Genomic DNA, 24,044 nt, shown 5'->3' with positions numbered 1-24,044 from the left:
GGGCGCGACGTTCGGGCTCGCCGTCGGCGGACGCTCAGGCGCTTCACGTCGCTCTCGCGGCGGAGGTGGAGGCGGAGTCCGGTCGCGTGAGGGGCTCGGCTGCGGGGCCAGCACCTCGGAGGCGGGCAGCTTCGCCACCGGCACGCGACCGATCGCCGTGCCGGTCGCCGGCGCCGTATCTCCGAAGCTCGGTGGCTGCGGCTTCGGGCGCGCGCCCGCGCGCCTTGGGTGTGCCAAGGCGCGCGAGCGGTCGTCGTCTTCCGGATCGGTCACGTCGGGCCTCAGAACTCCTCCTCGGACTCCGGCTCGATGTAGGTCTCGTCGATGGAGATGGCCGTCGCGTCCTCGGACTCGTAGTTGCCCTCGTTCGACACGTCGACGTCGGTCGCCGTCTCGGTCGTGGTGGTGTCGTTGAACGACTCCTCCACCTCGACGTCGACCGCCACATCCGTGGAGTTGTCGTTGACGGAGTCTTCGACGCCGACCTCGATGTCGGTCTCGGTGTTGGTCGAACCGTCGTTGAACGAGCCGTCGATGTTCGTCGTCGTGTCCTCGTTGCCGATGCTGACATCGCCGACGGTCGTCGTGTCGTTCGAGTTGTCCACGGTGGCGTCTTCGCCGGCGGCGGCGCCGTTGTCGCCGCTGTTGACCACAGCCTCCTGGTCGAAGATCTGGTTGACGTCGCCGTCCGCCCAGATGTTCTGGTTGACCGACTGGTCGACGATCGTCGCCCGGTTGTCGATCGAGAAGGACTGGGTGATGTTCGTGATCTCCTTCTCCACGGTCGTCGGCTTCGGAGGTCCGGGAGGGGCCGCCGGCTGTCCCGCCGGCTTCGGATACACGTCGGGACGGTCCACGATCACCGGCGCGACGGCCCGGACGTCGTCGACGCAGGCGTCACTGAGCCCGTTGCGGGCGAGGGTGCCCTCCGGGTCCTCCTCGAACTCCGCGGCTGCCGCGGGGTCATTGAGCAGACTGAGGATGAACTCGATCAGTGCATCGGCGATTGTTGCGAGCGGTGTTGTCATGTCTCGGCTCCTGTCACTTCGAGGCTCATTCTCGAGAGTAGGTGGTTGGTGTGTTCGGTGAATCGGGGGTTTCCCCGATGCCGACGGGAGGCGGCACGGGGATCTGCGCGGGCAGGCGAGGGCATCAGGTGTTCCCGTCCGCGGAAAGGCCGGTCGGGCTCAGCGCGACACGCAGCTTGGCGATCAGATCCGAGCGCGACGTCGCTCCGAGTCGGCGCCGGATGCTCGCGATGTGATGCTCGGCCGTGCGTGGTGAGATGAAGATCGTCTCGCCGATCTCGGCGTACGTCTTGCCCTGCACGACCAGGCGCGCGACATCCGTCTCGCGCTCACTGAGTCCGGCGGCTGCGCTCGCGCGGGATGCCGGGGAGCTCTCTGCCGACGCATCGGTCGCGCGGGTCTCCTGCGGGTGCAGTTCGCGCGCGCACGCGAGCAGGCGGGCGGAGACCTTCCGGTCGTCCGAGCGGTTGGCGCCGTGTCGCGCGAGGCGTGCGGCGTCCCACCTCAGCCCGATGGCGCCGAGCCCCTGGGCCGAGGCTTCGACGGCGTCGGCGTCCACCGTCCCGGCGAGCACCGACGTCCACAGGCGTCCGGCCGTGGCCATCGTCGCCGCCACGCGGCTGCCGGGCGCGGCGTCGACGAGCGCATGCGCGTGCGGGCCGAGGTAGTCGGGGTGGTCCAGCAGGATCCCGCGCTGGATGCCGGCCCACCGCAGGTGCGCGGCCCAGACCGGCGGCGAACCCAGCGACTCCACGATGCGCAGGGCCTGTGCGAACAGCGGCTGCGTCGCCGACTCGTCGCCGAGGCGCGCGCCGGCGGTCACGAGTTCCGCGACCGGCAGCAGAGTGTAGAGGTCGACGTCCGCGTCCAGCAGGCTGTCGCGCCCGGACTCCCATGCCTCGGCGAGGCCTGCGGCATCCTCGTACCGTCGCGCGAGGCCGACGCGGATGGCCTGCGCCAGCAGGTCGTCCCGCGGCACCGGCGTCGGTGCGAGGGTGAGCGCGGCGTCGAGGTCCTCGCGCGCCTTCCCGCCCTGGGCGAGACCGAGTGCGATCCACGCGCGCCACAGCAGCAGCCGCGAGAGCATCCACGGTGTTCCCGTGTGACCCTCGATGGCCGCGTCGATGACCGATCGCGCCGTCGAGAGGTCGCCGGAGCTGATCGCGGCGACCGCGGCGATCACGGCGGGAAGCTCCGGCATGGGTGCCGAGGACCGGGACGCGGTGTACAGGTGGGACCCCCGAACGAGGTCGGCGAGCGCGGTGTCGGCCCGGTCTGCCCGCAGCGATGCACGCAGACCTCGATGGACGAGCTTCATCGCAACGGTGAGGGTCGAGGGCGCCGCGAGCGCGGCCGTTGCCGTCTTGCCCTCGTCATCCTGCGCGTGAGGATCCCCGACGCCGATCCGGGCGATGTACTCGCGAGCGGATGCCTCGGCCGACGCGGGAGGGAGCACGTCGTAGACGGTGCACCCGGTCTGCAGCATCCCCCGCATCGACCAGGTCGCCGCGGCGACATCGGCGAGCCGGGTGTCCACCGCAGCGTCGCGCTCGCCGGACGCCATGGCCTCATCGATGAGATGCGCGGCGCCGTCGACGTCTCCGGTCGCCCAGGCCACCTGCGCCCGCTTCGCATGCAGGTCGGCGGACGATGTCCCCGCCTCGGCGGCGGCGCGGTAGAAGCTGCCGGCGCGCGCCGGATCCGCGTCGATCAACTGGTCCCCGCGTTCGACGAGCGCCGCCCCCAGCCGAGGGTCGGACACGTCCGACAGCCAGTCGGTTCCGTGCTGGGCAGCCGGGTCGACACCCCCGGGATGGGCCGTCAGCAGTTCGACGAGCCGGCGCGTCGGAAGGGTCGCGCGGACGGCGGTGCGCACGACGGGCACCGGTCGGCCATTGCGCAGGAGCAGGCCGTCGGCGTACGCCTGGACGAGGATCCCCTCCGAGTCGCCGCGCAGCTCGGGGTCGAGCGGATTCTCCTCCGCCGCCGCCACGCTGACCGCTTCGACCGCTCGTCTCACGTCCGTGTCGACCACCCCGAGGCGGTGGGCGACGCTCTGCTCGAGCACACGACCGAGCGCTGAGTGGTCGATGTCGTCGGCGCAGTCCCTCTCGTCGTGTGCCGACAGTGCCGCCGACACGAGCCATGAGACGCCGCCGGTGATCTCGAGGATGTGATCCAGGCACGGCGCCGGGATGTCGCGACCCGTTCCCGCGAGGTAGTCCAGGACGTCCGAGCGCGTCACGTGTCCGAGGACGACCGCGGGGCGGCTGCGCTCCAGGTGTCGCGCGATGCTCGCCAGCTCGTGCGAGCTCGGCCACGGCCTGCTCGTCACGACGAGCGCGGTGTCCGGATCCGCGGCCCGCACGATGAGGCCCTCGATCTGCGCCGGCGGCAGCAGATGCAGATCGTCGACGAGCAGCACGCTGGCGGCGGGAACGCCCGTCACGTCGGTGTCGGGCCCGAGCAGGTGCAGCGGCACACGGTTGCGGGTGAGGAATCGCTGGGCCCCGCGCAGGATCGTCGACTTGCCCGATCCGGCGTTGCCCGAGATGAGCATGCGAGGCGGCGTTTCGCGTGTGGCGAGAGCGTCGATGAGGGGATGCGCGTGGCGCGATCCTGTGAAGTCGGCGGCGTCGAAGAACGTAGCCAGTGCGGCTGTCGGCGTTGACATGAGATTCCCCAGGCGAACCCGGCGTCAGGGGACGATCTCGGGCGCGGGTGAGGTCTCGGGCGCCGGCTGCAGATCAGCGGGCGCCGGCTCCGGCTCGGGGTCGGCCGGTGGAGTCGTGGGCTCGGGTTCGGGCTCGGGCTCCGGCTCCGGCTCCGGCTCCGGCTCCGGTTCGGGCTCCGGCTGGGTGGTCGGCTCCGGTTCCGGCTCCGGCTGCGTCGCCGGCTCGGGTTCCGGCTGGGTGGTCGGGTCGGGTTGCGGCTGCGTCGTCTGGCCCGGCGTCTCGCCGCCGGTCGACGTGGGAGCGGTGCCCGACGATCCGGCGGCCGGCTGCGTGGACGTGCCTTCCTTCGTCGCGGCCGTCGTCGTGGTCGTGGTGGTCCGGTCCGGCCCCGCCTTCGAGACCGGAGGGTCGTTCTGCGACTTCGGCTTCCCGGCCTTCGGATTCACCGTGCCGCCTGCCCTCTTGTCCGGCTCGGGAGCCGTCGCGGTCTCGGGTGGGTTCGCTTCACCGGCGGGCTCCACCTGAGCGGCGGGGTCGGCCTCAGCCTTGGCGGGTGCGGGGGCGGCCGGGTCCCAGCCCGACAGTGAAAGGAAAGTGCCGCTCCCGTTGCCGAGCGTCATGGTGCTGCCGAAGATGATCGCCGCGGCGACGAGGGCCGCCGCCGCCGAGATGGCGATGTAGTGGCGCGCGCCGTGCGCCGACGATGCCGCGACGGGCGCGACCGGTGCCGCGAGCGCAGCGCCGGCCGGGATGGCGAGCTCCAGCCCGCCGGCCGAGGCGCCTTCATAGACGACGAGCTCTCCCGGAGCGGCGATCTCGCGATCCATCGCGCGGACGAGAGCCGTGTGGGCCGCGCCGAGCGCGATGGACGCCTTCGGGTCCGCGTCGATCGCGGTCGGCCGGTCCAGGCGCTCGGAGATCCGCTGCGTGACCAGCGGGACCCGCGAGGATCCGCCGATGAGCAGCACTGACTCGAGCTGCTCGGGCTCGACGTCGGCCGCTTCCAGGGCATCCTCGAGCACGTCGACCGTCTGCGCGACGTAGGGATCGATCATGTCCTCGAACTCGGCGCGCGTCAGTCGCACGCTCGAGCGGCCGGCCTGCAGCAGAACCGGGATGACGACATCGGAGTCGAACGACAGTGCCTCCTTGGCGTCGACGCATTCCCGGCGAAGCTGCGACAGCGCGATCCGCGCGTCGGCGGAGGAGTCGTCCAGCGCCTCGGGGGAGACCTCGGCGGAGCGCAGCACGTGGCGCACCACGGCGTCGTCGAAGTCGGCCCCGCCGAGATTGTCGAGCCCCATCGGCTCTCCCACGAGCTCGAACGAGGTCTCGGTCTTCCGCAGCAGCACGCAGTCGAACGTGCCGCCGCCCAGGTCGTAGACGGCGATCGTCTCTCCCGGCTCGAGCACACGCGACGCCTCGTAGTGCCGCGCCGCGGCTTCGGGCTCGGTGATGAACTCCACATCGCGGATGCCGATCGCTGCGAACGCCGAGCTGATCGTTCCGACACGGTGCGGACCCCACATCGCAGGGTGCGTGATGATGACACCTGCCGGCGCGCCGCCCTCGCGTTCGGTCACCGCGTCGATGACCCCCGCCACCGTCCGCGCGTACAGCTCTTCGGCCGGGATCGACTGGTCGCCGACGACCAGCGGCACCTCGTCGCCGATGCTCCGCTTGAACTCGCGGATCAGTCGCTCGGGCGCGCCGACGCCGCGGCGTTCCGCAGCATCCCCGAAGAGGAGTTCGCCGTCCTCGGCGACGAAGACCACCGTCGCGACGCTGTCGCCGCGACGCCCGAGTGGAAACGCGGCAGCCGTGATGCTGCCGTCCGAAGCGACGCGCGCTGTCGCTGCTCCCAGCCTGCTGGTCCCGAGATCCACAGCCAGGAAATACCGCTCAGCCATGATGAAGCATGCCCCCACGTTGTGTGCGAGCTCCCCCGAACTCGCAGCGATCCTCTCTCCCCAGAGATGAGTCGCTGCTGCGATGATACGCCGCGGCCGGACAAAGCCTCAAGGGCATGTGTCGGTTGTGTTTCGGGCAGGTGTGTACGAGGCGCCGGGTGTGACGCCGCAATTGGCACTCACGTTGCATGAGTGCCAGACGGTTGCCTAGACTGTCATCAGCACTCTCAACGTCAGAGTGCTAACGAGTCTTAGTCTCAAGAAAGAAGAGGTAGACCGTGTCGGTTTCCATCAAGCCGCTCGAGGACCGCATCGTCATCAAGCAGGTCGAGGCCGAGCAGACCACTTCCAGCGGTCTGGTCATCCCCGACACTGCCAAGGAGAAGCCCCAGGAGGGCGAGGTCTTCGCGGTGGGTCCGGGTCGCATCGACGACAACGGCAACCGCATCCCGCTCGACGTCGCCGTCGGCGACCGCGTGATCTACAGCAAGTACGGCGGCACCGAGGTGAAGTTCGGTGGCGACGAGTTCCTCGTCCTGTCGGCTCGCGACGTGCTCGCGGTCGTCGTTCGCTGAGTTCCGCGCACAGCGCGTACCGAGAGGGTCGGATGCTTCGGCATCCGGCCCTTTCGTCATGCCCGGCGTGGGAGCGGTGTCACGAACGGCGGGTTCCTGGGCGACGTTGCGGCATGTCGTGACCCTCGAGGCCGGAGCGGTCCACCCTCCGCGGCTGGCCGGACCTGCTCGGACGTAGGCTTGTGCGGTGACTCCCGAACCGTCCTCGAAACCTGGCGAGGGCGGCATCGACGAACTCGCGCAAGCCGCCGCTGCGACCGGCGGGATCGCTCTGCCCGCGGCATCCGGATCGGAGCTCCACTCCTCGCGGGAGCGGAGAATCGGCGGCGTGTACGCCTTCAGCGCATACCTGCTCTGGGGCTTCATGCCGCTGTACTTCCTGCTGCTCGTGCCGACCGGGCCGTGGGAGCTCGTGGCATGGCGCATCGTGCTGTCGCTCGGATTCTGCGCCCTTCTGCTCACGGTGACGCGCACGTGGCCCCGGCTGGCGGTGATCTTCCGGCAGCCGCGCCTGCTGGGGCTCACCGTGATCGCCGGCCTGCTGATCTACGTGAACTGGCAGGTCTTCATTTACGGCGCGCTGAGCGACCAGGTGATCGAGACCAGCCTGGGCTACTTCATCAATCCCATCGCGACGGTGCTGCTCGCGGTGCTGGTGCTGCACGAGCGCCTTCGCACGACGCAGTGGGTCGCGATCGGCATCGCGGCTGTCGCCGTGCTCGTCATCGTCATCGGCTACGGGGCCTTCCCGTGGATCGCACTCACGCTCGCGGCATCCTTCGGCGTCTACGGCCTGGTGAAGAAGAAGGTCGGTCCGTCGGTCGACGCGGTGAGCGGTCTCACGCTCGAGACGCTGTGGCTCACCCCGATCGCGACGGTCGTCCTGGTGGTCGTGGGCGTCACGCAGGGCCTCACGATGGGTGCGAACGGCTGGGAGCATGCGGTGCTGCTGGGCCTCGCGGGCATCGTCACCGCGATTCCGCTGCTGCTCTTCGCCGCCGGCGCGCGACGCGTGTCGCTGACGACGATCGGCCTGCTGCAGTTCGTCGCGCCGGTGCTGCAGTTCATCATCGGCGTGTGGGCGCTTCACGAGCCCATGCCCGTCGAGCGCTGGATCGGCTTCGGGCTGGTGTGGGTGGCGCTCGTCGTGCTCACGGTGGACTCGGTGCTGTACGCCCGGCGCACGCGCGCCGCGCGCTGACGCCGGCGTTTGCCGCGCTGCCTGCGGTGATTCCGGCGCCCGGCGCGCGCTGGGCGCTCACGCCGGCGTCCGCCGGCGGCGCCGCGGTGACTCCGGTGACGTGACGCGCCCCCGTTGGATGCGGTGAAACCGCGGATCCGCGTTGAGACCAGGGGCTGACGTCCTCGGTCTCGGCCGCAACCCCCGGTTTCGGTGATCGTGCCCCGGTCTCGCGGCTTCAGCGCACGAGGCGGGCGATGGCCTGCGTGGCTTCGGTGATCTTCGCGTCGGCCTCGGCGCCGCCCAGGCGTGCAGCATCCACCACGCAGTGGCGCAGGTGGTCGTCGAGGAGCCCCACGGCGACGGCCTCGAGCGCGGAGGTCAGGGCACTGATCTGCGTGAGGATGTCGATGCAGTACTTCTCGTCTTCGACCATCTTGTGGATGCCGCGGGCCTGCCCCTCGATGCGCTTGAGGCGGTTGAGGTACTTGTCCTTGTCCGTGATGTAGCCGTGGTGTGCGGCGTCGGCGCCGGGCGCGGAGGCGTGGTCGAGGATCGCGTCGCCGTGAGTGTCGATCGTCATGTCTGTCTGTCCTTCATTGTGAACAATGTTCATTATGTATAAGGGTGGAAACGTGGAGCCATCAGCGCCGTCCGCTACGAGGCTCCGACCAGCGCGGAGGGCACCGGTTCCTTCCGCGATGCGCGGCCGCCGGTACCGCCGGACAGGCTCCGGAACCTCCGCAGCCGCAGGCTGTTGCCCACCACGAACACGCTCGAGAACGCCATCGCCGCTCCCGCGATCATAGGGTTCAGCAGGCCGAGCGCGGCGAGGGGGATGGCCGCGACGTTGTAGGCGAAGGCCCAGAACAGGTTGACCTTGATCGTGCGGAGAGTGGCGCGTGACAGGCGGATCGCGTCGGCCGCGCTGCGCAGATCGCCCCGCACCAGCGTGATGTCGGATGCCTCGATCGCGGCATCCGTCCCGGTTCCCATCGCGAGACCGAGGTCGGCCTGGGCGAGCGCGGCGGCGTCGTTCACGCCGTCGCCGACCATCGCGACGACGCGCCCCTCCGCCTGCAGCTGCGTGATGACCGCGACCTTGTCGCGCGGCAGCACCTCGGCGATCACGCGCTCGATGCCGACCTCGTCGGCGATCGCGCGCGCCGCGGCCGCGTTGTCACCGGTGAGCAGCACCGGCGTGAGCCCGAGGGCCCGCAGCTGCGCGACCGCCTCGGCGCTCGTGGGCTTCAGCTGATCCGCGACCACGAAGAGTCCCCGCATCTCGCCGTCCCACGCGGCCAGCACCGCCGTGCGCCCGAGCGCTTCGGCCGACGCCTTCGCGGCGGCGAGCTCCGCGGGGAGGGTCAGCGTCCAGTCGGCCAGCAGCGACTCGCGTCCGACGAGCACGGCGTGCCCGTCGACGATGCCCGACACGCCCTTGCCCGGCACGTTCTGGAACGACTCGACGGCGGGGAGGGCGCCGACCTCGGCCACGGCGCCCCGCGCGATCGCCTGTGCGATCGGGTGCTCCGAGGCGTGCTCGACGGCGCCTGCCAGACGCAGCAGCTCGGCCCGTGCTCCGGCAGACGCCGAGCCGGCCGCGGCTGGAGTGGATGCGGCATCCGTTCCCGCGTTCGCGGAGGCCGCACCGGCGACCACGACGTCGATCAGCGACATGCACCCCATCGTGACGGTGCCGGTCTTGTCGAGCACGACGGTGTCGACGGTGCGTGTGGATTCGAGCACCTCAGGACCCTTGATCAGGATGCCGAGCTGAGCCCCGCGGCCGGTGCCGACGAGCAGCGCGGTCGGGGTGGCGAGGCCGAGCGCACACGGGCAGGCGATGATCAGCACCGCGACCGCGGCGGTGAACGCCATCGACGCGGAGGCACCCGTGAGCAGCCAGCCCGCGAGTGTGCCGAGCGCGATCAGCAGAACGATCGGCACGAAGACGCCGGAGATGCGATCGGCCAGGCGCTGCACCTTCGCCTTGCCCGACTGCGCGTCCTCCACGAGTCGCGCCATCTGCGCGAGCTGGGTGTCGTCGCCCACGCGCGTCGCGCGCACCACCAGGCGCCCGCCCACGTTGACCGTGGCGCCGACCACGGAGTCGCCGGGTGCGACCTCGACCGGCACGGATTCACCCGTGACCATCGAGGCGTCGACAGCCGACGTGCCCGAGGCCACGATCCCGTCGGTCGCGATCTTCTCGCCCGGGCGCACGACGAACTCATCGCCGGCGCGCAGGTCGGCGATCGGCACCCGCACCTCGTCGCCGGAAGAACGCAGCACCGCCACGTCCTTCGCACCGATCTCGAGCAGCGCGCGCAGGGCGGCGCCCGCCCGGCGCTTGGAGCGCTGCTCGAAGTACCTTCCGGCCAGGACGAAGGTCGTCACACCGGCGGCGACCTCGAGATAGATGTCGCCGGCGCCATCGCTCGGGGTCACCGACCACTCGAAGGCGTGCGTCATGCCGGGCATGCCGGCGTGGCCGAGGAAGAGCGCGTAGAGCGACCAGAGGAACGCGGCCGAGACGCCCAGCGAGATCAGCGTGTCCATCGTGGCGGCGCCGTGGCGCAGATTGACCCACGCCGCCCGGTGGAACGGCCAGGCGCCCCACACCACGACCGGCGCCGCGAGCGCCAGCGACGCCCACTGCCAGTAGGTGAACTGCAGCGCCGGGATCATCGCCAGCAGGATCACCGGCGTCGACAGCACGATCGACCCGGTCAGGCGCTGACGCAGGCTCGTGAGCTCCGGGTCGGCCGCATCACCCGAGACCGGCTCGACGGCCGGCGGGGCGGGGAGGGCGGCCGTGTACCCGGTCTTCACGACCTCGTCGATGAGCGCCTGCGGGTCGAGTCCCGTGGGGACGCTCACGAACGCCTTCTCCGTGGCGTAGTTGACGGATGCCTCGACCCCCTCCATCCGGTTCAGCCGCTTCTCGATCCGCGCGGCGCACGACGCGCACGTCATCCCGCCGATCTCGAGCTCGACCCGGGCGGGAGAGGGACCGGCGAGCATCAGGCGCGGACCGCGCTGTAGCCGGCCTCGTCGACCGCCGCGATGACGGCGTCGTCGGCGACCTCGGCGGAGGAGACGATCTTCAGCGTGCCGGCGGTCGCACTCACCTGGACGTCCTCGACACCCGCGAGCTTGGACACCTCGCCGCGCACGGAAGCCTCGCAATGCCCGCAGCTCATCCCCGTCACCTTGTACTCGGCCTCAGCCATGTCTTCTCCTTGTGTCATAGGTGCTGTGATACCCCTGAGGGGTACCAGGCTCAGTGTATACCCACGAGGGGTATGGCGGCTCTGGGCGAGCGGTTTCCCGTTGTCGCTCGCACGCACGAGCCCGCACGACGACCTATCCACAGGCATGGCTGGTCGAGAGGCCCAGGATTTGCCCGCCGACCACGGTTTTCAAGCTGTTACAGATCGTTAACGAAAGGCAACATTGCGGAGGCCTGACGGCGATTAGGTTTAGTGGCACTGGGTCGGCGCCCGAGCCGTTCCCGTGTTAATCACACAGCAAGGAGCAACATGAGCGTCTTCACCCGCTCGCGCAAGTCCACCATCCTCGGTGGCATCGCGCTCGTCGGCGCAAGCGCCCTCGTCCTCGCCGGCTGCGCCGGCGGTGGCACCGGTGGCGAAGAACCCAGCGAGAGTGCCGCACCCGGCGAGGAATTGAGCCTCAAGATCGGTACCGCTCTGCCGCAGACCGGCAACCTGGCGTTCCTCGGCCCGCCCGAGGAGGCAGGCGTCGCCTATGCGCAGTCGGTCATCGAGGAGTACGCCGAGACCACCGGGCTCAGCGTCGAGGTGGTCTGGGGCGACTCCGGCAACCTCGACAACAAGGCATACGAGACCGAGATTCCTCGCATCCTCGCTGAGGACCCGTCGGCCATCATCGGCGCCGCGTCGTCGGGTGTGTCGCTGCAGTTCATCGATCAGGTCATCGGCGAGGGTGTCATCCTCTTCTCCCCGGCCAACACCTCCGACCAGTTCACGACGTACGAGGACAACGGACTGTACTTCCGCACCGCACCGTCCGACGTGCTGCAGGGCGAGGTGCACGGAAACTTCGTCGCCGAAGAGGGACACCAGACCCTCGGTATGATCGTGCTGAACGACGCGTACGGCAACGGTCTGGCCGGCTACATCACGGAGTCGTTCGAGGCCGCCGGCGGCGAGGTCGTCGCAGCTCCGACCTACAACGACGGCGACACGTCGTTCGACGCCCAGATCTCCGAGGTGCTGGCCGCCGACCCCGACGCGATCACGGTCGTCAGCTTCGACGAGGCGAAGACCATCCTGCCGGCCCTGATGGACCGCGGCTTCGACCCGAACAACCTGTACCTCGTCGACGGCAACATGGCGTCGTACAAGGACGACTTCCCGGCGGGCCTGCTCGAGGGCGCGAAGGGCACCTACCCCGGCCCGACGCCGGAGCAGGTGCAGGAGTTCATCGATGGGCTCGACGCCTTCGTGGAGGAGTCGGGCGACGAGCCGCTGAAGGACTACACCTACGCGCCCGAGTCGTTCGACGCGCTCATCCTGCTCGGACTCGCTTCGCTCGCCGCGCAGTCGACCGACCCGGCCGACATCGCGGACAAGCTCATCGAGGTCTCCGGAGGATCGGGTGACGGACAGAAGTGCGAGTCGTTCGAAGAATGCGCCGACATCATCCTCGCGGGCGACGTCGCGGACTACGACGGCGTCTCCAGCCCGGTGACGTTCAACGAGGTCGGTGACCCGACCGAGGGCTTCATCAACATCTACCAGTACGGTGCGGACAACACGTACACGCCGTTCGAGGGCTGAGAACCCCTCACACGGAACGCCCCCGGGTCCTCGGACCCGGGGGCGTTCCCGTTTTCCCGGCAGGGGAGTGGGGCGTCCGCCTCACACCTTCCGCACTCGGACGGGGTGCCGGGCATGTGCAGGGCCGCGCATAGGCGGACGGCGGGGATGGTTGCCGGATGCCAGGCGCCAGCTGCCAGGAGCCGAGATCAGATGCCGGACCCGAGACGCCGGACCGAGACAGGCGAAGCCGTACGACGCAAAGAAGAGGGGGACGGATGCCGCGGCATCCGTCCCCCTCGTCGCGTGTCGTGCGCGCTACGTGCCGAGCGTCCCGAGGTAGAGCTCGGTGACCTTGGGGTCGTTGAGCAGTTCGCGACCGGTGCCGGTGTACGCGTCCCGGCCCTGGTCGAGCACGTAACCGCGGTCGCAGATCTGCAGGCAGCGGCGGGCGTTCTGCTCGACCATGATGCAGGTCACCCCGGCCTTGTTGATCTCGGAGACCCGGATGAACGCTTCGTCCTGGCGGACCGGTGACAGGCCGGCGGACGGCTCATCGAGCAGCAGCACCTTCGGATTCATCATCAGCGCGCGGCTCATCGCCACCATCTGACGCTCACCGCCGGAGAGCGACCCTGCGCGCTGCTTCAGGCGCGTGCCCAGCTCGGAGAAGATGCCCGTGACGAACTCCAGACGCTCTTTGTAGACGCCCGGGCGCTGGTAGAGACCCATCTGCAGGTTCTCGGCGATCGTGAGGCTGGGGAACACGTTGTTGTTCTGCGGGATGAAGCCCACGCCACGGGCGACCAGCTTGTTGGCCCGGAGCCCGGTGATGTCGTCCCCCTCGAGGGTGATCGTGCCCTTGCGCACGTTCACCTGGCCGAAGATCGCCTTCAGCAGCGTCGACTTTCCGGCGCCGTTGGGGCCGATGATTCCGATGAGCTCACCCTCTTGGGCGACGAGACTGCAGCCGTTGAGGATGTTCACGCCCGGCAGATAGCCGGCGTGAACCTCGTCGACGACGACGACGGGCGTTCCCGTCGCGGTTGGAGCGGTCACTTGCCGTCCTCCTTCTCTTCCTCGGCCACGCCCTGATCGACCAGCAGATCGGCACTGGTCGTCGCGGACGCCTGGGCATCGGTCGTCGGGTCGGCCTGGACCACGTCGATGCGACCGGTCACCACGCCAAGATCGAGCTCCTGATGGGCGCCCAGGTAGGCGTCGATGACGGCGGGATTGTTCATCACCGTCGTCGGGTCGCCCTCGGCCACGATCTTGCCTTCGGCCATGACGACGACCCAGTCGGCGATGTGGCGCACCATGTGCATGTCGTGCTCGACGAAGAGCACGGTCATCCCCTCCTGCTTGAGGTTGATGATGTGGTCGAGGAGCGACTGCGTCAGCGCGGGGTTCACTCCGGCCATCGGCTCGTCGAGCATGACCAGCGTCGGCTCGGTCATGAGGGATCGGGCCATCTCGAGCAGCTTGCGCTGACCGCCCGACAGGCTCGCGGCGAAGTCGTCGGCCTTGGCGTCGAGCTTGAATCTCTCGAGCAGTACCATGGCGCGGTCTTCGAGCTCGGCATCCTGCGATCGCCAGAGCGCTGGGATCATGCCCGCCCAGAACTTCTCGCCGCGCTGGTTCTTGGCGCCCAGCTTCATGTTCTCCATGACGGTGAGCAGGCCGAGCGCCTTCGTGAGCTGGAACGTGCGGACCAGACCCAGGCGCGAGACCTTGTACGCGGGAACACCCGACAGCGACTTGCCGTCGAACGTCCACGTGCCGTGGTCGGGCTTGTCGAACCCGGTCAGCAGGTTGAAGAGGGTCGTCTTGCCGGCGCCGTTGGGGCCGATGAGGGCGGTGATCGCTCCTCGCGGGATCTCGAGGTGCTCGACGTCGACGGCGGTCACGCCGCCGAAGGCGCGGTGCACGCCGTCGGCGATGATGATCGGGTCCACTTTGGCGACGCCGGGACCGGCTTCGCCGACGTGAAGACCGGTGGTCTTGGGGCGGGCGACCGGCGCGGTGCCGGTCGCCGGAGCGCTTTCATTTGACAAAGGTCAGCTCCTTCTTGTTGCCGAGGAGTCCCTGCGGCATGAAGATCACGAGCAGCATCAGCGCGACTCCGACGAGGATGAAGCGCAGCGACCCTGCCTGGATCTGGTTCAGGCCGAGCAGCCACCCGGCTTGGGCCATCGCCGGGAGCACGTTGGACAGGAAGGTCTGCAGCCCCCAGAAGATGACCGATCCGAGGATCGGCCCGAATACGGTGGCCGCGCCTCCCAGCAGAAGGGCGGTCCAGACGAAGAACGTCAGCGACGTGACGTACACGCCCGGGCTCACGGCCGACGGCAGTGCGTAGACGACGCCGCCGGCGGCGGCGAGCATGCCACCGAGCACGAGCGCCTGCATCTTGTAGGCGAACACGTTCTTGCCCAGCGATCGGACAGCGTCCTCGTCTTCGCGGATGCCCTTGAGCGCACGTCCCCACGGGCTGCGCGTGATCATCCACACGACGAGCGCCGCGATGGCCAGCGTGATCAGCCCCATGATGCGCACCCACCACTGGGTCTCGTTGTAGACCCACGGGCCGAAGCCGTATTCGCCGGCGGGGATGGGGTTCGAGGCACGGAAGCTGGCATGGTAGCCGCTCAGGCCGTCGGCGGATCCCGTGATGTCGTCGAACGCCGTCGTAAGGAACAGCAGCCGCACCACTTCTGCCGCGGCGATGGTCACGATGGCGAGGTAGTCGCCCCGCAGACGCAGGGTCGGGATGCCGAGGATCAGCGCGAAGATCGCCGCACCGCCGAGTCCGACCAGAGCGCCGCCCCACCAGGGGAAGTCGAACGAGAGGATGGAGATCGCGTAGCCGTAGGCGCCGATGGCCATGAAGCCTGCGATGCCCATGTTGATCAGGCCGGCGTAGCCGAAGTGCACGGCGAGGCCGAGTGCGGCCAGCGCGTAGCCGATGGTCGCCGGGCTGAGGATCGATGAGGCCGTGTTGGAGAGAATCTGAAGCAAGTCCATGAGTGTGTCCCTATCCGATTCGCTCGCGTCGACCGAGAATGCCCTGTGGTCGGAACAGCAGGATGACGATCAGGATGAACAGTGCGCTGGCGTACTTGAGGTCGGCGGGGATCCAGAGGCTGGAGACCTCCACCAGGATTCCCACGATCAGTGCACCGACCAAGGCGCCGTATGCCGTGCCCAGGCCGCCGAGCACGACCGCGGCGAACATGAGCAGCAGGATCTGCGCGCCCATGTCCCACTTGATGCCCGGGCGGTAGTACGCGTACAGGATGCCCGCGAGTCCGGCGAGCGTGCCCGCAACCACCCACACGACGCGCACCACGGCGTCGACGTCGATGCCCGAGGCTTCCGCCAGCGACGCGTTGTCGGAGATCGCACGCGTCGCCTTGCCGATGCGGGACCGCGTCAGCCAGAGCGCGAAGGCCACGATGACGAGGATCGAGATCGCGAGCGACACCATGTCGACGACACTCATCTGAACGGCGCCGAAGAGCGGGATCTGCGCCTCGGCAGACCCGGGAAGCTGCAGTGTGCCACCACCGATGAACAGCTGGAAGACGTAGCGCAGCGCGAGCGAGAGCCCGATGCTGACGATCATCAGCTGGACCACGCCGACGCGTCGCCTTCGCAGAGGTCGCCAGAGGATCATGTCCAGGACGAGGCCGAGGGCGGCACTGAGGATGACGGCGACCGGGTAGCCCAACCACAGCGGGAGGGCCAGAGTCGCGGGCCCGACGAGCAGGAACGCCGCGATCGCGCCGAATGTCACCATCTCGCCGTGCGCGAAGTTCGAGATGCCCGTCGTGCCGTACACGAGCGTGAGCCCGATGGCGGCGAGGGCGAGCATCAGACCGAAGCTGAGCCCCTGCACCACGCGCTGCACGAACTGGTCGAAGAAGCTCGTGACGTTGCGCTCGCCTTCGCCGATGAAGAAGTTGACGGTCGCTCGACCGCCCTGCCCCATGTCGACTTCCTTGACGTTCGGGCTGTCGTCCTCGGGGTCCACCACGACGATGCCCTCGGGAAGGGTCTCCTCGTCGAGCGTGACGACATACGTCTCGCCGCGCTCGGGGACGCCGACCCGCCATTGACCGTTCTCGTCGGTCTCGACCTCCTGCTCACCGCCGGGGCCGTCGACCGTGAGCGCCACTCCTTCGAGCGGCTCACCGTCCAGTTGGACATTGCCGCTGATCCGGTACGGATCGTCTTCATCGGCGTGCGCGGGGATCGCACCAGCGAACATCCCCAGCGCGACGAGCAGCAGTCCGAAGAGTGCGGCTGTGACGCGCGCTCCTGCAACACGTCTCGTGGTCACAGTCGTAGGACCCACAGAACCTCCAGTTCGCCACCACGCGGACACCGAAGCTCGGGTCGCATCGGCTGTGATGTTCGACGGTACGAGCGTAATGTGTCGCGCTTGTTTCGCCTACGCCACCATGTGGATAAGTGATCCGATCGAAACCGGGCATCGTGCCCTCGCCGCATGCTCGGTTCGCGCCCCCGCGGCGTGCTCGGCTCGCGCCCCGCCCGTCCCCGGGTCGCGCCCCCGCGGCAACGCGTGTGCGCGCTCGCGCACGCGCTCGCGCGTGCCGTCTACCGCGGGAACAAACGGCCCCATCCGACGCTTAGAATCGAGTACGGAGCGTCACGAACGCACCGGCCGTCGTCGTCCACACCGAAACAACGCGCCGCGCGCGAGGAGACCCCCCATGGAGCACAACGACCCTTTCGGCTTCGTCGGACTGACCTACGACGACATCCTGCTGCTGCCGGGACACACCGACGTCATCCCCAGTGAGGCCGACACGTCGTCGCGGGTCACCCGCCGCATCACCGTGGCCACGCCCCTCCTCAGCGCCGCGATGGACACCGTCACGGAGGCGCGCCTCGCCATCGCGATCGCACGCGAGGGTGGCCTGGGCATCATCCACCGCAACCTCTCCATCGAGGAGCAGGCGTCGATGGTGGATCGCGTCAAGCGCAGCGAGTCGGGCATGATCACCGATCCGATCACCACCACACCCGACGCCACCATCGACGAAGTGGACGCGCTGTGCTCGCAGTACCGCATCTCCGGCCTCCCGGTCGTCGATGAGGAGAACCGCCTCGTGGGCATCGTGACGAACCGCGACATGCGCTTCGTCTCGGGCTTCGAGCGCCAGACCACGAAGGTGCGCGACATCATGACGAGCGAAGGCCTCGTCACCGGCAAGGTCGGCATCAGCGCCGGTGAGGTCATCGCCCTCTTCGCCCACCACCGCGTGGAGAAGCTTCCCCTCCTCGAGGACGACGGCACGCTCGCCGGCCTCATCACCATCAAAGACTTCGACAAGAGCGAGAAGTACCCGCTGGCGACCAAGGACGAGCAGGGCCGCCTGCGCGTCGGCGCCGCCATCGGCTTCTTCGGCGACGCCTGGCAGCGCGCCGAGGCCCTGCGCGACGCCGGCGTCGACGTGATCGTCGTCGACACCGCGAACGGCCAGTCCGCCGGTGTCATCGACATGGTCCGCCGCATCAAGGCCGACGAGTCGTTCGCCGCGATCGACGTGATCGGCGGCAACGTCGCGACGCGCGAGGGCGCGCAGGCGCTCATCGATGCGGGTGTGGACGCGGTCAAGGTCGGCGTCGGACCCGGCTCCATCTGCACCACGCGCATCGTCGCGGGCGTCGGTGTGCCCCAGGTCACCGCGATCTACGAGGCCTCGCTCGCGGCCCGTGAGGCCGGCATCCCGATCATCGCCGATGGCGGCCTGCAGTACTCGGGTGACATCGCCAAGGCACTGGTCGCCGGCGCCGACACCGTGATGCTCGGCTCACTCCTCGCCGGAACGGACGAGTCGCCGGGCGAGATCGTCTTCCAGGGCGGCAAGCAGTTCAAGCTCTACCGCGGGATGGGCTCGCTCGGCGCCCTCCAGACGCGCGGCAAGAAGACGTCGTACTCGAAGGACCGCTACTTCCAGGCGGATGTCCCGACCGACGACAAGCTCATCCCGGAGGGCATCGAAGGTCAGGTCGCCTACCGCGGGCCCGTCTCGGCGGTCGCCTACCAGCTCGTCGGCGGCCTGCGCCAGTCGATGTTCTACGTCGGAGCCCGCACGGTCGAAGAGCTCAAGTCCAAGGGCAAGTTCGTGCGCATCACGCCCGCAGGCCTCAAGGAATCGCACCCGCACGACGTCCAGATCGTCGTCGAGGCCCCCAACTACAAGCGCTGACCTCCGTTCTGACGCGGATGCCGCGGCATCCGCTCTCCGTCGTTTCGCGGCCCTGCGGGCGCGGGCCGGTCTCACAGACTTCGCATTTTCGCGCGAAGCTCGCAGAAATCGCGCCGATCCCGCCGAGATCGGCGCTGTTCTGCGAAGTCTGTGAGCCCGGCCCGGTTCCTCCCCAATCGGACGTCGCCCGGACTTCTCCATAATCCGGTCCCCGCGGCGACTCGCGTGATCGAGACGCCCGCATGCTGGCCGCATGGCGGTGGTGAAGAAGACCCGCGAACAGCTGCTCGAATGGCTTGTCGGGAAGGGCGGGATCGTCCAGCGGGATGACGCGCTTCGCGCCGGCTTCCCGCTCGCCGTCATCCGCGCCTTCGTGCGGAACGGGGACGGCGTGCTCGTCCGACGCGCGTGGCTCGCGCACGCCTGCGCACGCGAGGAGCTCCGCACGGCCGCCTTCGCCGGTGGCCGCGTCACCTGCACCTCTCTCGCGAGAATGCGCGGGTGGTGGATGCCGGAGGCCGTGGGGTCGGAGCTGCACCTGCACTGTTGCCCGGGTCGGGTCCGACGCGCCTCCCGGACGCATGGGACGGCGTGACGCACTGGACGAAGCCGCTCGCGCCCGTGGCGCGCTCTCTCGAGGGAACGGTGGAGGACGCGCTGCTCCATATCGCAGCGTGTCTCGACCGCGACACGGCTCTGGTGCTCTGGGAATCGGCCGCTCGCGTCGAGCGCATCGCGGCTGAGGCGCTGCGTGCGATCGTGTGGCCTTCCCGGGCCGCACGCGAACTCGCCGAGGCGGTGACCGGGCTGTCCGACTCCGGCCTCGAGACGCTCGTGGTGACGCCGCTGCGACGCTGGGGACTGGGGGTCCGGCAGCAGATCGTGCTCGCCGGGCGGCCCGTCGACGTGCTCGTCGGCGACCGGCTCGTCGTGCAGATCGACGGGTACGAGTTCCACTCGTCGAGCGCGCAGCGCACCAAAGACCTCGCCCACGACGCCGAACTGCGGCTCCGCGGGTACACCGTGCTCAGGTTCAGCTACGCGCAGGTGGTCCATGACTGGGCCCTCGTGGAACGCACGATCCGCCGCGCCGTCGCCGCGCGGCTGCACCTGGCGGGGTGAGATGCCGGGCGCGGCGGTGAGCTCGGCTCACCCATGTCGCAGATATGCGCGGTGCTCGCAGCAACCGTCCGAAATCCTGCGTGGTTCGCGCGATTCTGCGAAGTCTGTGAACTCGCAGGCACAAGGCCTGGGCGGGTCAGGGCAGCCGGAAGGCCCGGGCGGCCCGTGCCGTGTCGTCCGTCGCGAGATCGGCGAGCACCGAGCCGACGGCCGGGGTGAACTTGAAACCGTGGCCGGAGAACCCGGCGCCCACCACGACGCGGCCACGGCGGTCGAGGACGAAGTCCTCGCTGTCGGTCGAGGTGTAGGTGCAGCTGATCGGCGACGCGGTGTCGGGGTCGAGCCCCGGCATCCACTCTTCGACGTAGTCGCGCAGGCGCGCGGCGAGCTCGGGCACCGGCCGCAGGGTCCGCGCGTCGGGGTCGACGACCGGCCCCACGAGGTGGAACCCCACCTTGACGCCCTCACCGGGCGTCGGCATGCCGTAGACGTTGCCCGGATAGGGCGGCCGCGGCAGCAGGTGGTTGAACGAGGGCCAGTGGTGCGCAGAGTCGCGCGGCGCGAAGTGCGCAGGGCTCTCCTCGGTGACGGTGAGCCGGGGGAGTGGGAACCGTGGCAGCACCTTCGAGGTCCACGCGCCCGCGGTCACGACGACCACGTCGGCGGTGATCTCGTAGCGGGTGTCGCCGGCGATCACCGACGCCGACACGTGGTCGGCGTGCTCCTCCAGCCCGACGACCGCGTGACCGAACCTGACGTCGGCGCCCCGGGCGCGAGCACCCCGTTCGAGCGCCTCGAGGGCGGCGGCGGCTCTCACCACTCCGGCGTCGGGCGTGAACAGCACATCGCCGGCGAACCGCATGCCGCTCCAGCGGCGGGCAGCCTCGACGTTATCGAGCACGGCCGCGCGCTCGCCGCGGGCGGTCAGCGCCGCGTACGTCCCGGCGACGCGGACGTCGTCGCCGTGCGTCACGAGACCGTGCAGCCGCAGCAGCGGCTCACCCGTGGCGTGCGCGAGGGCGTCCCACTCCGCACGGGCCAGCCCGAGGAGGTCGAGGTAATGCCCGGCGGCGTAGGCGTTGTTGAAGTTGCGGGTCGCGCCGTGCGAGGCGCCGAGCGCGTGGCCCCGTTCGAACCGCTCGAGCGTCAGCACGCGATGTCCCCGCCGTGCGAGCTGCCACGTTGTCGCGAGGCCCATTGCCCCGCCGCCGACGACGAGAAACGGAACATGCTCGGTCATGGGTCCTCCCCGGGTCTGGAGTGCCGGACGGCTGGTGCACACGCGGGCCCGTCGCAGGCGTGGCCCGTCGCAGGCGCGGGCTGCCGCATCCGTCTCCCATCCTTGCGCAGCCCACGCGAGCCCCCCGGGCGGGGAGTCGGAGTATGACGGCCGGCGATCCCCGCCTGTGCGGCCGTGTGTCGCTACCCTGGCGCCATGATCAGGCAGCGGCAGCACCCTGCGGCGACACAGCGCACGACGCGCCTCGAGGCCTTCACCGACGGCGTGTTCGCGATCGCGGCGACGCTCCTGGTGCTCGACCTGACGACGCACCCGCTCGGCAAGGTCGACTCCGACGACGACATGTGGTCGGCGCTGGGCGGCATGTCCGAGCTGTTCGTCAACTTCGTGCTCAGCTTCGCGCTGCTGTGCATCCTGTGGATGGTGCACGTGCAGCAGTTCGAGCACATCGCCCGCGTGGACTCCGTGATGCTGTGGCTCAACAACGCGCGGCTGCTCTTCATCGTGCTGGTGCCGTTCGCGACCGGGCTGATGACGGAGTACGAGCGGTACTATGCGGGCCGGCTCGCGATGCCGGTCACGTTCTTCCTCGCCATCCTGGTCAGCTGGGTGCAGTGGCAGTGGGCGGTCCGCCATCGCGAGACCATGCTGCCCGACATGAGCGCCGCGGATGCCGCCGCCTACGGTCGCGGCTCGCTCAGCGCTCTGCTGATCAGCGGCGCCGTGGTCATCCTGTCGCCGTGGATCGGGTCGATCGCGTTCCTGCTGTTCCTGTTCGACGGCCTGTTCACCCGCGTGCTGCGCGGCAAGGGCGACTGATCGCGGGCGCTCTCGCACGTCGACATCACGTGCTCCCATCGAGCGTCCGCGCCGCGAACGCGCGGCGCGTGTGCTTTCGGCGAGAGCACGTGATGTCAACGTGCGGAGGGGTCAACGTGACGCGGCCGGCTCCAGCGCTTCTGCGTCGGTCTCGGCGCCACGAGGGACGTCGGTGCCGGCGGAAGCGGCATCCGTCGCCTTGCCGGACGGGAGCCACAGCGCCACGACGGTCGCGGCGAGGAGCACCGCGGCACCCGTGAACACTGCCGGACGTGCCGCGTCGACGTAGAGATCGGGCATGAGCTCGCCGCCGGCACTCACGAAGATCGCGGTCATCACGGCGGTGCCGAGCGCGACGCCGAGTTCGCGGACCGTCGAGTTCACGCCCGAAGCCTTCGCGTGGTCGACCAGTCCGAGGGTGGCGAGCAGGGCGGTCGCCGACGGGGCGAACACGAGCGCCATGCCGACGCCGGCCATCACGAACGGGACGATGAGCGCCGGGTAGTCGAGATCGGTCGACATGATCGCCGCGATCCAGGTGAGCGCCGCACCCTGCAGGGCGAGGCCGAGCACCAGCAGCACCCGCGTGCCGACGCGGGGCGCCAGGATGCCGGCGATCGGGGCGACGATCATCGGCGCGAGCGTCCACGGCGTGGTCTGCACGGCGGCCTCGAGCGGGGTGGAGCCCTGCACCACCTGCAGGTACTGGATGAGGATGAACACCGAGCCGAAGGTGCCGAAGCTGAACGCGAAGCCGACGACGTTCGTGATCGAGAACGAGCGGTCGCGGAACAGCCGCAGCGGCATGAGCGGGGCCTTCGCGCGTATCTGCCACACCAGGAACGCGGCGATGAGGAGCGCGCCGACGACGATCTCGACGATGACGCCCACAGAGTCCCAGCCGTCGTCGTTGCCCCGCACGATCGCGTGGACGAGTGCCAGCACTCCCGCCGCCGCGAGCACTGCTCCGGGGACGTCGATGCGGGCGCGGGCGCCGAAGTCGTTGTTGAGTACCACCAAGGCGAGCGGAATCGCGATGAGGGCGACGGGCACGTTGATCCAGAAGATCGCCTGCCAGTCCCAGCCCTCCATGATCGCGCCGCCGACGAGGGGCCCGACGGCGACACCGAGCCCGGAGACGCCGCCCCAGATGCCGATGGCGAGCGCCCGTCGCGCGGGCGGGACCGCGCCGCTCAACAGCGCCAGCGACAGCGGCATCACGCCTGCCGCGCCGAGACCCTGCACGGCGCGGGCCGCGATGAGCTGGCCGGGATCGGTGCTGAGAGCGGCGAGCACGGAGCCCGCGCCGAAGACCGCGATGCCGATCGCGAACAGCGTGCGCCGACCGAAGCGGTCGCCGAGCGCCGAGGCGATGAGGATCGCACTGGCGAACGCGAGCGTGTACGCGTTCACGAACCACTGCAGCTCCTCGACGCTCGCACCCATCTCGCTGTGCAGGACGGGGAGGGCGTTGGTCATGACGAGGTTGTCGAGCGTGGCCATGAACATCGGGACGGATGCCGCGGCCACCACGAGCGCGAACGGGCGCGGTCGCCGCGTGCGCGGGGCGAGGGAGGTGTCGGTCATGAAAGTCTCCGGTTGTAATCGAATGATTACCACAATGTAGTAATCGACTGATTACAAAGTCAAGTCATTCGCTGATAAACTGTGGGCATGACTTCTGCGCAGCGCGAGGGGAGCGGCACTGCCGCTCTCGACGAGCCGGCCGAGACCGGCAAGCGCCTGTCGTCCGACGAGCGGCGCCGCCAGATCCTGGTGGCCGCGCTGGCCGTGTTCGGCACCCGCGGGTACGAGGGCGCGACGACCGACGAGGTCGCCCGCGCCGCCGGCGTCAGCCAGCCTTACGTCGTGCGGCTGTTCGGTACGAAGGAGAACCTGTTCCTCGCGGCGATCGAGGATGGTCTGGCTCGGCTGCTCGCGGCGTTCCGCGCCGCGCTCGCCGAGGATGACGGCGGGGCCGACGGCGAGGGCGACGGCCCCACCGCGGCCAAGCGCATCGGGCAGGCCTACGTCGACCTGATCGAGGTGCGAGGGCTGCACCAGACCCTCGCGCACGCGTACCTCCTGGGCAGCAATCCGGTCATCGGCGCCGCCGCGCGCCGCGGGTTCGCCTCCGTCTGGCGGTTCTTCCGCGACGAGATGGGGCTCAGCGCCGATGAGGCCCGCGCCTTCATGGCCGAGGGCATGCTCATCAGCACGATGATCGGGCTGCGCATCGTCGACGACTACGGCTCGGACCCGCAGATCACCGAGCTGTTCCGTTCGTGCTTCCCGACCGAGCTGCCCCACGTGCTCGACGTCCTGCCTCGGGGCACCGAGCGCTGGTGACAGCCGGGGCCGCGGCATCCGTCGACTGCCCGTGCTCTCACCGAGCGCCTACGTCGTTCGGTGTGCGAGGCGTGTGATCTCGGTGAGGTCGTGGGCTCT

The 24,044-nt window shown here is 69.5% G+C and carries 20 protein-coding genes; 8 read left to right on the top strand and 12 right to left on the bottom strand.

Features of this window, described 5'->3' with window-relative positions; genetic code table 11:
• Window positions 1–281: 281 nt before the first annotated feature.
• The 3 genes from B2K11_RS09930 to B2K11_RS09920 form a co-directional block, all read right to left on the bottom strand.
• On the bottom strand, window positions 282–1,028 hold the full coding sequence (locus B2K11_RS09930; RefSeq protein ID WP_163618110.1) for an IniB N-terminal domain-containing protein: 747 nt from the start codon (window positions 1,026–1,028) through the stop codon (window positions 282–284).
• 124 nt (window positions 1,029–1,152) lie between these two features.
• On the bottom strand, window positions 1,153–3,702 hold the full coding sequence (locus B2K11_RS09925; RefSeq protein WP_163618109.1) for a helix-turn-helix transcriptional regulator: 2,550 nt from the start codon (window positions 3,700–3,702) through the stop codon (window positions 1,153–1,155).
• Between the two features lie 24 nt (window positions 3,703–3,726).
• Complete coding sequence (locus B2K11_RS09920; protein WP_163618108.1) at window positions 3,727–5,613, bottom strand: Hsp70 family protein; 1,887 nt, start codon at window positions 5,611–5,613, stop codon at window positions 3,727–3,729.
• A 278-nt stretch (window positions 5,614–5,891) separates the two neighbouring features.
• On the opposite strand from B2K11_RS09920, the gene groES reads away from it, so the two are divergent.
• The gene (gene groES, locus B2K11_RS09915; RefSeq protein ID WP_163618107.1) at window positions 5,892–6,188 is read left to right on the top strand and encodes a co-chaperone GroES; all 297 of its coding nucleotides are present in this window, start codon (window positions 5,892–5,894) and stop codon (window positions 6,186–6,188) included.
• 187 nt (window positions 6,189–6,375) lie between these two features.
• Complete coding sequence (rarD, locus tag B2K11_RS09910) at window positions 6,376–7,389, top strand: EamA family transporter RarD (protein WP_163618106.1); 1,014 nt, start codon at window positions 6,376–6,378, stop codon at window positions 7,387–7,389.
• A gap of 217 nt (window positions 7,390–7,606) precedes the next feature.
• On the opposite strand, the gene B2K11_RS09905 is transcribed toward rarD, so the two are convergent.
• The 3 genes from B2K11_RS09905 to B2K11_RS09895 form a co-directional block, all read right to left on the bottom strand.
• A complete protein-coding gene (locus B2K11_RS09905; RefSeq protein ID WP_239525921.1) occupies window positions 7,607–7,951 on the bottom strand; it encodes a metal-sensitive transcriptional regulator in 345 nt (114 codons plus the stop codon).
• A gap of 74 nt (window positions 7,952–8,025) precedes the next feature.
• Window positions 8,026–10,395 carry a heavy metal translocating P-type ATPase gene (locus B2K11_RS09900; RefSeq protein WP_163618105.1) on the bottom strand — a complete coding sequence of 790 codons (2,370 nt, stop codon included), beginning with the start codon at window positions 10,393–10,395 and terminating at the stop codon, window positions 8,026–8,028.
• Window positions 10,395–10,604 (bottom strand): cation transporter, encoded by a 210-nt coding sequence (locus tag B2K11_RS09895; protein WP_163618104.1) that lies wholly within the window; start codon window positions 10,602–10,604, stop codon window positions 10,395–10,397. The genes B2K11_RS09900 and B2K11_RS09895 overlap by 1 nt, the downstream gene beginning before the upstream one ends.
• A 309-nt stretch (window positions 10,605–10,913) precedes the next feature.
• On the opposite strand from B2K11_RS09895, the gene B2K11_RS09890 reads away from it, so the two are divergent.
• A complete protein-coding gene (locus B2K11_RS09890) occupies window positions 10,914–12,194 on the top strand; it encodes an ABC transporter substrate-binding protein (protein WP_163618103.1) in 1,281 nt (426 codons plus the stop codon).
• Window positions 12,195–12,491: 297 nt separating this feature from the next.
• Here the strand turns inward: B2K11_RS09890 and B2K11_RS09885 are convergent, their stop codons facing one another.
• From B2K11_RS09885 to B2K11_RS09870, 4 genes are all read right to left on the bottom strand, one after another.
• A complete protein-coding gene (locus B2K11_RS09885; RefSeq protein WP_163618102.1) occupies window positions 12,492–13,232 on the bottom strand; it encodes an ABC transporter ATP-binding protein in 741 nt (246 codons plus the stop codon).
• Window positions 13,229–14,131: an ABC transporter ATP-binding protein gene (locus B2K11_RS09880; RefSeq protein WP_239525930.1), complete on the bottom strand. Its 903-nt coding sequence runs from the start codon at window positions 14,129–14,131 to the stop codon at window positions 13,229–13,231. The genes B2K11_RS09885 and B2K11_RS09880 overlap by 4 nt, the downstream gene beginning before the upstream one ends.
• An 88-nt stretch (window positions 14,132–14,219) precedes the next feature.
• On the bottom strand, window positions 14,220–15,200 hold the full coding sequence (locus tag B2K11_RS09875; protein WP_163618100.1) for a branched-chain amino acid ABC transporter permease: 981 nt from the start codon (window positions 15,198–15,200) through the stop codon (window positions 14,220–14,222).
• A 10-nt stretch (window positions 15,201–15,210) separates the two neighbouring features.
• Window positions 15,211–16,518 carry a branched-chain amino acid ABC transporter permease gene (locus B2K11_RS09870; RefSeq protein WP_239525919.1) on the bottom strand — a complete coding sequence of 436 codons (1,308 nt, stop codon included), beginning with the start codon at window positions 16,516–16,518 and terminating at the stop codon, window positions 15,211–15,213.
• Between the two features lie 394 nt (window positions 16,519–16,912).
• On the opposite strand from B2K11_RS09870, the gene guaB reads away from it, so the two are divergent.
• The 3 genes from guaB to B2K11_RS20630 all read left to right on the top strand — a co-directional run bounded on the left by guaB (window position 16,913) and on the right by B2K11_RS20630 (window position 19,537).
• A complete protein-coding gene (gene guaB, locus B2K11_RS09865; protein ID WP_163618099.1) occupies window positions 16,913–18,415 on the top strand; it encodes an IMP dehydrogenase in 1,503 nt (500 codons plus the stop codon).
• A gap of 253 nt (window positions 18,416–18,668) precedes the next feature.
• A complete protein-coding gene (locus B2K11_RS20635) occupies window positions 18,669–19,010 on the top strand; it encodes a hypothetical protein (protein ID WP_239525917.1) in 342 nt (113 codons plus the stop codon).
• Entirely contained in the window at window positions 19,007–19,537 is a 531-nt protein-coding gene (locus B2K11_RS20630) for a DUF559 domain-containing protein (protein WP_239525915.1), read from the top strand. The genes B2K11_RS20635 and B2K11_RS20630 overlap by 4 nt, the downstream gene beginning before the upstream one ends.
• Before the next feature lie 136 nt (window positions 19,538–19,673).
• Here B2K11_RS20630 and B2K11_RS09855 read toward each other — a convergent pair whose 3' ends face one another.
• Window positions 19,674–20,777 (bottom strand): FAD-dependent oxidoreductase, encoded by a 1,104-nt coding sequence (locus B2K11_RS09855; protein ID WP_163618098.1) that lies wholly within the window; start codon window positions 20,775–20,777, stop codon window positions 19,674–19,676.
• Between the two features lie 195 nt (window positions 20,778–20,972).
• Between B2K11_RS09855 and B2K11_RS09850 the strand changes: the two genes are divergently transcribed.
• Window positions 20,973–21,596 (top strand): TMEM175 family protein, encoded by a 624-nt coding sequence (locus B2K11_RS09850; RefSeq protein ID WP_163618097.1) that lies wholly within the window; start codon window positions 20,973–20,975, stop codon window positions 21,594–21,596.
• 111 nt (window positions 21,597–21,707) lie between these two features.
• On the opposite strand, the gene B2K11_RS09845 is transcribed toward B2K11_RS09850, so the two are convergent.
• Window positions 21,708–23,183, bottom strand: coding sequence for an MFS transporter (locus B2K11_RS09845; RefSeq protein ID WP_239525913.1), 1,476 nt, complete (start codon window positions 23,181–23,183; stop codon window positions 21,708–21,710).
• An 87-nt stretch (window positions 23,184–23,270) separates the two neighbouring features.
• On the opposite strand from B2K11_RS09845, the gene B2K11_RS09840 reads away from it, so the two are divergent.
• Window positions 23,271–23,945, top strand: coding sequence for a TetR/AcrR family transcriptional regulator (locus B2K11_RS09840; protein ID WP_163618096.1), 675 nt, complete (start codon window positions 23,271–23,273; stop codon window positions 23,943–23,945).
• The last annotated feature ends 99 nt before the right edge of the window (window positions 23,946–24,044 follow it).

The organism is Microbacterium sp. B35-30 (assembly GCF_010634855.1).
In the GTDB taxonomy this organism is placed as follows: Bacteria; Actinomycetota; Actinomycetes; order Actinomycetales; family Microbacteriaceae; genus Microbacterium.
This window is presented reverse-complemented; position numbering and strand designations above follow the sequence as displayed.